Source organism: bacterium, assembly GCA_021159335.1.
Taxonomy (GTDB): domain Bacteria; phylum UBP14; class UBA6098; order B30-G16; family B30-G16; genus JAGGRZ01.
Genome location: JAGGRZ010000047.1, coordinates 1 through 11,809, shown reverse-complemented (window position 1 = coordinate 11,809; position 11,809 = coordinate 1). Strand labels below are relative to the sequence as shown.

13 protein-coding genes are annotated in these 11,809 nt (G+C 45.6%); 7 read left to right on the top strand and 6 right to left on the bottom strand.

The window, feature by feature from the left end:
- Window positions 1-17 precede the first annotated feature (17 nt).
- Complete coding sequence (locus tag J7J62_02890) at window positions 18-1,031, top strand: hypothetical protein (GenBank protein ID MCD6124100.1); 1,014 nt, start codon at window positions 18-20, stop codon at window positions 1,029-1,031.
- A gap of 7 nt (window positions 1,032-1,038) precedes the next feature.
- Here J7J62_02890 and J7J62_02885 read toward each other — a convergent pair whose 3' ends face one another.
- Both J7J62_02885 and J7J62_02880 read right to left on the bottom strand, forming a co-directional pair.
- Window positions 1,039-2,403, bottom strand: coding sequence for a hypothetical protein (locus J7J62_02885; GenBank protein MCD6124099.1), 1,365 nt, complete (start codon window positions 2,401-2,403; stop codon window positions 1,039-1,041).
- Window positions 2,387-3,061: a DUF502 domain-containing protein gene (locus J7J62_02880; GenBank protein ID MCD6124098.1), complete on the bottom strand. Its 675-nt coding sequence runs from the start codon at window positions 3,059-3,061 to the stop codon at window positions 2,387-2,389. Before J7J62_02880 ends, J7J62_02885 begins: the two co-directional genes overlap by 17 nt.
- A 110-nt stretch (window positions 3,062-3,171) precedes the next feature.
- Here J7J62_02880 and J7J62_02875 point away from each other — a divergent pair, with 110 nt between their 5' ends.
- The 6 genes from J7J62_02875 (at window position 3,172) to speE (ending at window position 9,114) form a co-directional block, all read left to right on the top strand.
- Window positions 3,172-4,392: an N-acetylmuramoyl-L-alanine amidase gene (locus J7J62_02875; protein ID MCD6124097.1), complete on the top strand. Its 1,221-nt coding sequence runs from the start codon at window positions 3,172-3,174 to the stop codon at window positions 4,390-4,392.
- Window positions 4,389-5,177, top strand: coding sequence for an isoprenyl transferase (locus J7J62_02870; protein ID MCD6124096.1), 789 nt, complete (start codon window positions 4,389-4,391; stop codon window positions 5,175-5,177). Before J7J62_02875 ends, J7J62_02870 begins: the two co-directional genes overlap by 4 nt.
- Window positions 5,174-5,902 (top strand): hypothetical protein, encoded by a 729-nt coding sequence (locus J7J62_02865; protein ID MCD6124095.1) that lies wholly within the window; start codon window positions 5,174-5,176, stop codon window positions 5,900-5,902. Before J7J62_02870 ends, J7J62_02865 begins: the two co-directional genes overlap by 4 nt.
- Window positions 5,903-5,955: 53 nt before the next feature.
- Window positions 5,956-7,350: a T9SS type A sorting domain-containing protein gene (locus J7J62_02860; protein ID MCD6124094.1), complete on the top strand. Its 1,395-nt coding sequence runs from the start codon at window positions 5,956-5,958 to the stop codon at window positions 7,348-7,350.
- Between the two features lie 130 nt (window positions 7,351-7,480).
- Window positions 7,481-8,146: a diguanylate cyclase gene (locus tag J7J62_02855; GenBank protein MCD6124093.1), complete on the top strand. Its 666-nt coding sequence runs from the start codon at window positions 7,481-7,483 to the stop codon at window positions 8,144-8,146.
- A gap of 50 nt (window positions 8,147-8,196) precedes the next feature.
- Complete coding sequence (gene speE, locus J7J62_02850) at window positions 8,197-9,114, top strand: polyamine aminopropyltransferase (protein ID MCD6124092.1); 918 nt, start codon at window positions 8,197-8,199, stop codon at window positions 9,112-9,114.
- A gap of 25 nt (window positions 9,115-9,139) precedes the next feature.
- On the opposite strand, the gene J7J62_02845 is transcribed toward speE, so the two are convergent.
- The 4 genes from J7J62_02845 to J7J62_02830 form a co-directional block, all read right to left on the bottom strand.
- The gene (locus J7J62_02845; protein ID MCD6124091.1) at window positions 9,140-9,607 is read right to left on the bottom strand and encodes an ImmA/IrrE family metallo-endopeptidase; all 468 of its coding nucleotides are present in this window, start codon (window positions 9,605-9,607) and stop codon (window positions 9,140-9,142) included.
- Window position 9,608: 1 nt separating this feature from the next.
- Complete coding sequence (locus J7J62_02840; GenBank protein ID MCD6124090.1) at window positions 9,609-9,761, bottom strand: hypothetical protein; 153 nt, start codon at window positions 9,759-9,761, stop codon at window positions 9,609-9,611.
- On the bottom strand, window positions 9,761-11,191 hold the full coding sequence (dnaB, locus tag J7J62_02835; GenBank protein MCD6124089.1) for a replicative DNA helicase: 1,431 nt from the start codon (window positions 11,189-11,191) through the stop codon (window positions 9,761-9,763). The genes J7J62_02840 and dnaB overlap by 1 nt, the downstream gene beginning before the upstream one ends.
- Before the next feature lie 111 nt (window positions 11,192-11,302).
- The coding region (locus tag J7J62_02830) for a T9SS type A sorting domain-containing protein (GenBank protein MCD6124088.1) at window positions 11,303-11,809 on the bottom strand (507 nt) is incomplete at its 5' end.

Genomic DNA, 11,809 nt, shown 5'->3' with positions numbered 1-11,809 from the left:
AAACTTGAAGATTTGATATGAAGTTTTGCAAGAAGTGCCTTCTTCCCGAGACCTATCCGAAAATTGTGCTCGATGAGGATGGAGTCTGTAATGTCTGCCGCCAGTATGAACAGAAGTGGAAAGACTTTGATGACGCAAAATCTGAGAAAAAATTCGCGAAAATCGTAAAGGATGCCGAGAGACGCTACGGAAAAGTTGTCGTTACCGTAAGTGGGGGACTGGATAGCTCGTATGCAATTCTTCTCATGCGGAAAAAATTCGGCGTGGAGGTGGTCGGCGCCAATTTCGACCATGGTTTCGTGAGCGATGTTGCCAAGCAAAATCTTGAGCGAATTAAAAGAATTCTTGGCGTAAATATTGTAACTATAAAGCCTGATTTTGACACTCTTTACAGCTTGTATAGGGATTTTCTCCTTGCGACGGGTGATTTTTGCACTCCATGTTGTCAGGGGGTTGTCCGCTCGGGATTCTTGGTGGCGAGAATGCATAGGACGAAGACTATTGTGCACGGCGGAGTTTCTGGCTCGAAAGTCGAATTCAATGTGCTTGGCATGCTGAAACACCACTACGAGCGATTTATGAAGTATTCTGGGAAAAATTACCCCTCAGAAAAGCTTGAGAATATAGTTACTCGTCCAGAAGAGGCAAAAGAATTCGAAGTAGTATCGATGCCGCAATATGTGAGATGGAACGAGTTTGAGATAGTCAACACGCTTAAGCGTGAATTGGGCTGGCAATCGCTTCCTGATGGTAGAACGCGTCATGTGGACTGTCTTGTCGCTGATGCGAGCGATTTTCTTCTTCAGCGGAAATTCGGTTTTTCACGGCGATGGATGATTATTTCAGCAAACATTCGCGCTGGCTTTATCGATGTCGAGGAAGGAAGAGATATGATAAAAAGGGAGGAGGGAAAACTTCTCACTGAACCAGTTGAATTGATAAGCTTGCTTCTTGAGAAACTCCATCTCAGGCGTAGTGATTTATATTCGTTACCTCATTATGTCGCAGAACCAGCGGTTAAACATCTTTGACCAAAAATTACTCTTTCCGCGCTACAACCGTAAAGCTTCCGTCAAGGTCGTGCTTGTGCACCCATGTTCTTGCGATGAGTCCCTCGGCTTCGACGAATTGCTCGGGTATAACCTCATTGACGGGCAAAAGCTTCATCCCAAGCTTAATCATTAACTCAACGGCACCCTGATTTTCCTCAGGTTCGGTCGTGCATGTGGTGAAAACGAGCAAACCGCCGCGTTTAAGCATTCTGAATGCTGCGCCCACAAGGTCTTTCTGAAGTCTTCGCAGCTTCGGCTCGTCATCTTCTTTGCGAAATATCTTTATTTCCGGATGACGCCTTACCACACCCCATGATGTGCACGGAGCGTCGATGAAAACTTTGTCGAACAATCTTTTCTTGAACGGTGGTCTGGTTCCATCAGCAGTTATTATATGTGGTCGTGGATGACCAAGTCTTTCGATATTTTCAACGATCAAAAGATTTCTTTGGTGAACATTATCAATGGCGAAAAAGTTCTTTATGTTTCCGCCAAGCCATTCAACTATCTGGGTAGTTTTTCCTCCGGGTGCTGCGCCGACCTCAAGAATCAACTCGCCGGGTTTGGGGTCAAGAAGCCTTATTGGAATGCCAAACGCCGCGTCCTGCACTGAAACAAGCCCCTGTTTTTGAGGTTCAAATTCTCCCGCAGCCACATCGCTTAGCAAATTGAAGTACTCCGCGAAAACTGTGTCCTCTATCTCATATCCTGAAGTTTTCACCCAATCCTTAAATCCCTCAACGCTTACTTTAAGCGTGTTTATCCTGAAAGTTTTGGGGGGTATGGCATTATTTGCTGCAAGAATTTGCTCCGTCATTTTGGCACCATAGCGCCTTAACCAACGCTCCACGATCCACTCCGGATGCGAGTACTTCACGGAAAGAAAAGCAACTTTATCCTCAGGCAACGATATTTCTCGCCATTTTTCAGCAAATTTTCTAAGCACAGCGTTAACCAGCGCGAGTTCCTTGGGATGGGCGCCGAGCGAACGGAGTGCCTCCACGGTTGAATCCACCGCTGCGTACTGTGGAATATCTGTCATAGCGAGTTGATACGCGCCAAGCCGCAAAGCCATGGAACCGTAAAATGACGGATATCGTCCCGAGCTCAGAAGCTTAAGAAGAATATAGTCGAGAAAAATAATGTTCTTGAGGACGCCGAATACGAGATTGTAAAACATTGAACGGTCTCTGCCCGAAAGCTCAAATCTATCGGCAGTTTTTGGCAAAACCAAGCTCGATGTCTTTCGCCACCTTATTATAAGCTCAAGTGCTTTTATCGCTGCCGCCCGAATCTTTATCGCCGGCTGGCTATCTCGCCTTCCGAATTTTTCGTCAATCCGCGGTGTCATCGCCACCCTCTGACGGAAGCTCCCTCTCTTGAGCTGCCCTAGTCAACATCCCTGCTGAAACTACTATTTTCATGGCATCGACGACGCTTATGTCAAGCACCTTGAACTCCTTTCTTGGCAGATAAATCAAAAAGCCTGAGGTAGGATTGGGGGTTGTCGGGACGAACACAGGATATAGTTCTTTCCTATCCATCACGACCGGTTCGCTCGAGGATAGAAACCCTATAGTCCATATGCCTTTACGGGGGTATTCGAGCAGGACAGCAGAATTGAATACGAATTGTCTTTTCTGCTGGACGAACTCACCAAGTTGCTTTACGGTGGAATAAATTGTCCTTGCTACGGGAATTCGGGCGAAGATCTGGTCCATGAGTTTAAGGAGAGTCCTGCCAATATAACGCCTGGTGAACCATCCTATAAGGACCATCAATACGAACATAGCGAGAATGCCAAGTCCGGGAATTTTTATCCCCAGAACCAAGTAGAAAAATCGTCCGAGAATGCTATCGAGCCGCGTGAAAAGCCACCAGAGAACTATTATGGTTATCACGATCGGGGCAACAGCTACAAGTCCCGTAAAGAAGTATTTCTTGAGAGTTCCCCAAAACTTGCCACCCTCTTTTTTTGATTTGTGTATCGTATGTGCTTTAACTTCCATTTTTCCCTCGCTTTTTAGCTCAAAACCTTTGGCTAACAAAATAACACCAAATATCGGCTAAAAAAATCTATTATCTTGCAATTCCACAAATTCACCATTAAAATAACATTATGTTAAAGAAAGTAACGAAATTTTCGTTGATTTTTATTATCTTTTCTCTCTCTTTTGGAGTTGTTATCGTTTCTGACGATGATATCGTTGGCAGTATTGTGGTTAAAAAAATATCTGGTTGGCAGTATTTCGCAACAGACCAGCTTGCAAGACTCGCCGGCGGAAGCCGAGATTTCGACCCGCTTGCCATGAAAGAGACCATAAGTTTTCTCGGTGCAAAGATAACATTCTCGATAGAGAACCCATTTATCCTTATTGACGGTCGCGCATACAACATGGGACTCCCCACGAGGCTCGAGGGTGAGGGGCTGATGATCCCGTTGATTGGTTTTTTCGAGTGCTTTGCCATGGCTACTTCCCGCCAGATGACGATATCGAGCGATACTATAAGGCTAAAAACGCTGGCTAAAAATGTTGGCGACTTAAGGGGACTTCTTGCGCAGAGAAGAGCTGCTGCGGTAACAAGCGTATACAAGGCGCAACCCATTCCAGAAAAACTTGAAAAAGAAGAGATAAGGAAACCCATAAAGCCAGGCAAGAGCAAGGTTATAGTAATAGACCCAGGGCACGGTGGGAAAGACCCGGGAGCAATAGGCCCATCGGGAGTAAAGGAGAAAGATATCACGCTTTCCATCGCACGAAGACTGAAAAAAATTCTTGAGAAACGCGGCTATACGGTTATACTGACCCGCAATGGTGATGTCTTCGTTCCCCTTGCCCGTAGGACCGAAATGGCGAACAAAGCAGGGGCGAGCATGTTTATATCGATACATTGCAATGCATCGCGAAAGAAGGACTCCCACGGTGTGCAGGTTTTTTATCTTTCTCCAGCGCGGACGGACGACGCAAGAGCAGCGGCTGCCCTTGAGAACAAAGCTTTGCTGCTCGAGGATAACCCCGTAGTAAAGGACCTTAGCGAGCTCGCGTATATTATGACCGACATGGTCCAAAGTGAGTATCAGCGTGAAAGCAGTCTTCTGGCATATCTTCTTGAGCAAAAGCTTTCGCGAGAGACAGGATTTGAGGCTCGCGGACCCGAGGGCGCAGGATTCTATGTGCTTTACGGAGCTTTTATGCCTGCTGTGCTCGTGGAAACGGCTTTCATAACCAACCCAAACGAGGAGAAAAAGCTTAAAACGAACTCATATCAGGAGAAAATAGCGAAAGCCATTGCTGATGGCGTTGAGGAGTTCATGAAAAACATAGAGAGAACACGATGAAAAACGAGACATCAGAAATAAACAGGGACGAGCTAAAGGAGAAGTTGCTTTCCGAGGTTAAATCGTTACCGCAGGAGCGTGTTCCGATCCATGTTGCCATAATAATGGACGGCAACGGACGCTGGGCTAAGAGGCGGAATCTTCCTCGCACTGAGGGGCACCGTGCAGGGATAGCAGCCGTGAAAAGAATAGTCCGATTCGCACCGCAGACGGGCGTCAGAGTGCTTTCGCTTTTCACATTCTCGACGGAGAACTGGCGAAGACCCCGCGATGAAGTAAAAACGCTCATGAACCTGCTCCGCGACACCACCTTGAGAGAGCTTAACGAACTTATAAAAAACAGAGTCAGGCTCGTTGTTTCAGGCAGGTTCGACGAACTACCGTGGGAGCAAAGGGCAGTTCTATCCCGAGCGATGAAACTGACGAAAAATGGCGACCTTCTTACGCTTAATCTGGCGCTCAACTACGGCGGTCGAGCTGAAATAATAGACGCAACGAGGTCAATAGCAAGAATGGTTAAAAACGGTGAGTTGGAGCCGGAAGATATTGATGAGCGGATTTTCGCAAAAAATCTTTACACGGCTGAGCTTCCCGACCCAGACCTTCTTATCCGCACGAGCGGTGAGCTGAGAATTTCAAACTTTATGCTTTGGCAAACGGCTTACACTGAGCTTTACTTCACCGAGGTTCTCTGGCCCGATTTCGATGAAGTTGAGTTTTGCCGCGCCATTCTTGATTATTCCCGTCGCGAAAGACGGTTCGGAAAAGTTAGCGAGCAGCTATGAGACACGCGCACGCGAAAAAAATTGTATTGGCTGCGATTATTTGTTTTATCGTGAGCTCTTCGTGGGCAATTGATAGTGTGGTTGTTCCACCGCTTTTCAGAGGCACATTCATCGTTAATTTCCCTATGGCAGCGTTTCCATACGACAGTTTTGGCGGGCGATACATATGGTTTCCCATACCCGAAATGGGATTCACTATAACGCCAACCATACTGTTTGGTGACGGCAGCGGTTTCTGGGAATTCCCCATTCATGTTATGACATTCTTCCCGTTTCTGGAAAAATACGGCGCACTCGGCGACATAAAGATTGGAGCGGGATTTCAGGCATTAAATATTTATCTTTTCAGGCTCAACTATAGGTTTATTGAGGGCAGATACTATCCTTTAGGAGCGAAATTTCACGCTCATGTAGCCAGCGTTGATATTGCGCTTCCCATAAGGGGTTTTTCTGCTGCAGGCGGGCACTTCGAGTGGGCGATGAATACAAGCTGGAAGATGGAGGTGCCTTTCCAGAGCGGAGGTAAGGAATACAATAAATACACAGGTAGCATGTTTTCCATAGCTCCTTTCTGGCGATTTAAACTTAAATACGGTGAACTAATGCTTTCGTATAGAGTTATAATCGTTAACAAAATGGTCGGAACGAGCACTGAGAAAGGCTACAGCTATACAATAAGAAAAAGTTCTACATCAGCGTTTGAGCTTAAATATATGTATCCATGAAAGCCAAAAAATGTATATTAATGTGCATCTAAAACAAAGAAAGGAGGGAAAAGATGAGAATTGGAGGATGTTTTGTTGTTGGTTTAATTCTTCTAACCTCCCTCTTTGCTAATGCGGATTGGTATCCTGTTATTGACCTTCACACGACCCTCAGTGGCGGTTATGATGTTGCGTTTAAGGGTCATGAATCTTTGTTTATCACCTATGTTTCTCACAGCGGGAGCTGCGTTACGATTGGTTCCTTAAGCAGATTTGGTTTTTCAGTCGATACGACCTTATTCGGTGATAGGCCACATATAGCTGTTTATAGGTCAGCGGTTCGAGTGTTACCTACGGGAAGAATATGGGTTTTTGGTATTGGTGATTTACAAGATTTTGCAGCCTACAGTGATGGTAGAGGCTTTATTAACGCTGATGTGCCTGCTCCGCTGGGTTTTATTGTTTCTAAGATTTATGGGCATGGTAATCGTATATGGCAATTCCTTAGCGGTGGATTTAATACTCCTGTTACTATTGATACTGAGTCGGTTCTCGCTTTTGCATATTTTGAGGATACCGGATGGGTTATTGATTACATTCCTACTTCAACTGCTTGTTTTACCACTAACACCCTTGCTGCTAAGTTTTTTACGGATTCGGTGACCGTATGGTTCACATGTAATGAGATACTTGATTCTGTGATGTCAAATACTTACCATATTTCCACAGGAACTTTTAGCGGTGAATCAGTAAGAAAATATCGTATACCACCACCATCGTCATTAGCTTGGGGATTATCGGCGTTCGATGGTAGATGTATTTACATGGTTGCCTACGACCCACAATACATATTGGTTTACTCTACATCTTCCTCAACGAGTTACGATATTGATACCCTTGATGAGTTTACACCCGCCCCGTCGTTGAGGATGCTAGCTTTCATTTTTGCTGATGAATCACTCGGAATCTGGGCATTCTGGGAACACCGCCATACTGCTTCACCAAGCGATAGCGTATGGATTTACATAGCCAGAAAAACTGCGTCCGGATGGGATAAGGTTGATTCCATAAAGACACTTCCATCTGTTTATAATCTTAAACCTGTCTTCTGGGGTAATAGTCTTGTTGGACTTGTTTGGAATGTTGAGGGGCATGGTAGTTACGCTGCTATAAAAAGAGGTGCGGGTATCGTTGAAAGTGAGTTTAAAAAAGTTGATAACATAACTGTTCATCCTAATCCTGCTTTAAACGGTGATATTATTGAGATTTCCGGGTTAAATATGATAAATGCTGAGCCAAAAATTTCCGTAACAGATATTTGCGGAAGGTCAGTAGGATTCGATATTATTGGTCGCTCGAATAGAGAGGTATTTCTTAAAATTAACTCTCAAAGAAATGGTATTTATTTCATAAATATCAATATCGGTTTGAAAAATATTGTAAAGAAAGTAGTTTTTCTGAGCAAATAATAAAAGGGTAACAAAAATAATTTTGACTTTTTGACTTTCCCTGTTGTTTGCTCCCAACAAAAACAAGTTGGGGAAATGAACATTACCTTTTAAATTATAGTGAAAAAATTGTAACCTTCGGGAGGTGTTGATGGAGAAGATTCTTAACGCTTTGCCTTGCGGCGTTATGGTTATAGACGAAAAAGGCAATGTGACATTTGTCAACAAGCTTGCGGAAGTTCTTTCCAACCTTGAGCCTGACGAAGAAACGGAAACATACATATATGATGGCAGGCACTACAGGCTTATCGAAAAACCCTTCAACGGTGGTAAGTTAGTCGTTTATCTTGATGTTACCGACGAGATGAGGGTGCGGGAATTCATGATAATAGACCCCGAGACCGGAGTTTTCAACGCAAAATTTCTTGCTCAGGAGATCGAGAACCAGATGGATAGGGTTCACGCAACGGGTTCGCAGATGGCATTGGTTTTAATCGATGTCGACCCCGGCGAAAATGGTCCATCAATGCGGGAGATAGCCGAGACACTCAAGAAAAGCGTGAAAAGCTACGATATAGTCAGCCGTTGCGACCGTGCCGATTTTGCGGTAATAATGTTCGCTATTGACCCAAACAAAATTGACAAGCAAGCCGGCGAAAAGCTACTAAAAGCCCTCAAGGAAATAGGAGTCGCGAAAGCCAGCATAGGTATAACCCTTTCCGGCAAAGCCACATCGGCGACGATAATGATGAGGCAGGCGCAAAGAGCACTTTATGTGGTAAACATGCGCGGCGGAAACGACTATTCTATTTACTGATAAATCTGCAAGGTTATAGGTCGAAGCGAAAATCACGAAAAGGAGGTCAGATGGACGAAAAGTTCGCCGACCCTTTCGGGATGAAGCAGATACAGGCAAAACCCGATGTTTGGGCGGCTGAAATGCAAACCGCTGACCTGAAGCTGTCGTTTCGCATTAAAGAGGTGCTGCACTATGCGGAGAGCAAATACCAGAAAATACTCGTGGTCGATACATTCCAGTATGGCAGAATGCTTCTTCTGGACAACACGGTGATGATGACTGAAAGGGACGAGTTCTTTTATCACGAATATTTAACGCATGTCCCTATGTGCCTTCATAAGCGACCGCAGAATGTTTTAGTTATCGGTGGCGGGGATGGCGGCATAATAAATCAACTGATAAAATACGAGGAAACGGAATCCATAACGCTTGTTGAAATCGACGAAGAAGTGGTTAAAGCGGCTAAGATGTTTTTCCCTGAAATGTCCCGCGCATTCGAGAACCCTCGCGTAAAAGTTATTTTTGAGGACGGCATTAAATTTATTGATGGGAAAAAGGAAGTTTACGATGTCATAATCATAGATTCCACTGACCCGCTTGGACCCGCCGAAGGGCTTTTCACGCCAGAGTTTTACGGAAATGTTCGCGCAGCCTTAAAAGAGGATGGGCTACTCGCAGTTCAGGCAGAATCACCGGTGCTAACACCTGAGCTCGTGCGCGAGATTCTCAAAAACATCGCTATACCCTTTGGCGCGGAAAACATCTGGTATTACATAGGTTTTATGCCCACTTATCCTACTGGCATGTGGGGTTTTGCACTCGCCAGTAAAGGTCCGAGAAGGCCCGAATTAATGGTGGACCGTGCGAAAAAAATCGCTGCTAAATCGAAGTGCTACAACGCTAATGTGCACAAAGCTGCTCTAAGCCTTCCGAATTTCGTTTTAGAACTTCTGCCCGAAGGCGCACCGCAGAAAATGGAGAGATAAAAGCATAAAACCATACTGAACGGCATCATTTATAAATGAATCCTAATTCCCTCAACCTTGGGAAAAGCGCCGCTTTGGAAACTTTAAGTGCGTGAGCCATAGCTTCTATCCTGTGCTCAGGGTTATGTTTAAATTTGTTCCACAGGTACTTTACCATAGGCTGTGGCATCAATATTTCGGCGGCGAACTTATTCGCAGCACGCTCCATGAGTCTGTTTTTACCCGGAACGCAGAGATAATATTTTTTCCGATGGGGCATTATGATGTGTCCCAGTTCATGCGCTATAGTGAAACGCATTCGGGTTTCGGGAAGGTTTTTGTTTACCACGATAAGCTTTAATTTTGGGGATTTAAGCGCGATTCCGTTAAGCTGTTCGAAATCCTCGTACATAAGCTTCACATTGAGCAGTTCGAGAAGCCTCTCGATGTTAACGGGTGGGCTTTTCATGTCGATGTATCTGAAAAGGCTTCGGGCGTAGTCGACCTCACGCATTTTACTCCTCCGGCCCGCCAACACACATGGCGGCAAACTTCCTTATTATCGACTCAACTTTTTCCCTGTCGTTTTCTGTTAATTCCCCTCTTTCGAAAAGTTCGACGAGTTGCTCTTTAAGGATTTTTTCTATTTTCCGTGCATCATCAGCCATCATACACCGCCGAATTCATCATCAATACCGGGGTAATCGACGAATGGGTTGGAAGGCACTTCTTCCTCACGAGGAATCTCAAGCGGTTCAAAGGAAACGAACTCTCTGTGGAAAGCGAAGAAGACATCGCCTGTGGGGCCGTTGCGCTGTTTTGCCACTATTATGTTCGCTATTCCGTGGCTGTCCATTTGCCGTCCGTAAACATTAATGGTCTCTATGCCGTGGATTTCGGGTCGATAGATAAGAAGCACCACATCCGCATCCTGCTCTATAGCTCCTGATTCTCTTAGGTGTGATAGTTTTGGTCTCGCCCCCGGGGACTCCTCAGCTCGTCGTGAGAGCTGTGCCAGCGCCATTATAGGGACATTAAGCTCTTTCGCCAGCGCTTTCAGTCCTCTTGAGATGGACGCTACCTCCTCCTGACGGGTATCGGCTCGTCCTATGGGTGTCATTAGCTGAAGATAATCGACTATTATTAGCCCAAGATTAACCTGTCTTGCGAGTCTTCTTGCCTTGGAGCGGAGGTCGAGAAGCGATATAGCTGGGGAATCGTCGACATATATGGGAGCATCAGAAAGTTTCTTAACTGCGAGCGCTATTTTGTTTATCTCGCCTTTGGAAAGTATTCCCCGCCGCATTTTGTGTGCGTCCACTTTAGCCTCAGCGGCTATAAGCCTTTTTGCGAGCTGCTCTTTATCCATTTCAAGGCTGAATATTGCTACAGGTCGTCTTTCGCTGGGTTCAGGGAGAACAGCTATTCTTCGAGTTATGGAAAGCGCGAACGCCGTTTTGCCCGCCCCTGTCCGACCCGCTACTACAATGTAGTCCGAGGGGTGAAATCCTGCGAGAAGCTCGTCAAGTTTCTTGTAGCCCGTTGAAATGCTTTCCTTTAGCTTTTTTTCTTTGTGCCAGCTAACGATGTCCTCGTGAACCTTGGATACTATCGCCCGTATGTGGGTGAAGTCGCTTTTTATCCTGTATTGGGCGAGCTGGAAAAAGTTAGCCTCAACATGATCAATGAATGCTCTCACATCACCGGGGTTGGATAATGCATCCTGAATCACATCGTTTGATAGTTCTATAACTTTTCTGAGAGCTGCAGTATCCTCGACTATTCTCACATGCTCAAGGAAATGTACTGGAGCTATGACTGAATCAACAAGCTGCAACAAGTATTCGCTGCCGCCGACTTTTTCGAGTTCGCCATGATTTTTCAGGGCTTCGGTAACTGTGAGAAGGTCCACTTCGCGACCATTTACGATGAGATCAGCAATCCGGCGGAAAATGGTGGCATGAGCTGTGGAGTAAAACATATCCTCTCTTAGCCTTTCGACCCCTATTTCTGCGTTTTGAGGGTACAATATCATTGACCCAAGAACAGCCCGCTCAGCCTCAAGCGAGTGCGGTAAACTAACATCTTGACCAGCCATCTCAACCCCTCATTGTGGGTTTCTAATAGCAAAATAATGGGGACTAAATTTATTGCAAACGGGATTTTAAAAAATTTTTGATGTTCGTAAAAGCAGTATATTCAATGATTTTCATCTCACCACCAAAACCTTCTTCACCACACTCCTTCCCTCGCCAACAACCCTAACAAAATACACCCCGCTACTAAGCCCATCTATGGCGATTTTTTCGCTGCCTTTAGCCGTTATCGCGCGCCTAAGGACAACTTTGCCAGTTATGTCGTAAAGCTCAAGACTGCCCACGCCCGAAATTTTGTAGAAAACCTGAATCGGGGACAGGTATCCGCCCACGACCTCAAGATTAAGCTCGTCCTCACCACGCTCAGCCTCAGAAACCTCGCTTATAAGCCCGAAACGCCAGCAGACTGGCTCAGGTGGCGCTGGGATTATGTCTGGTATAACAGTTGTGTCCCCCGTAACGCTGTCGACATAGACCCAGTCCTCGTAGCAGCTTACCCCCTCGGGGTGAAGATGGGTGGGCTCGCCGAACGCTATCACGGGCGCATTGGTGACATCCATAAGGCATACCTCGACCACTCCTGTGTAGCCTCTTGACGGTATATCGGTGTGCATTGTCAT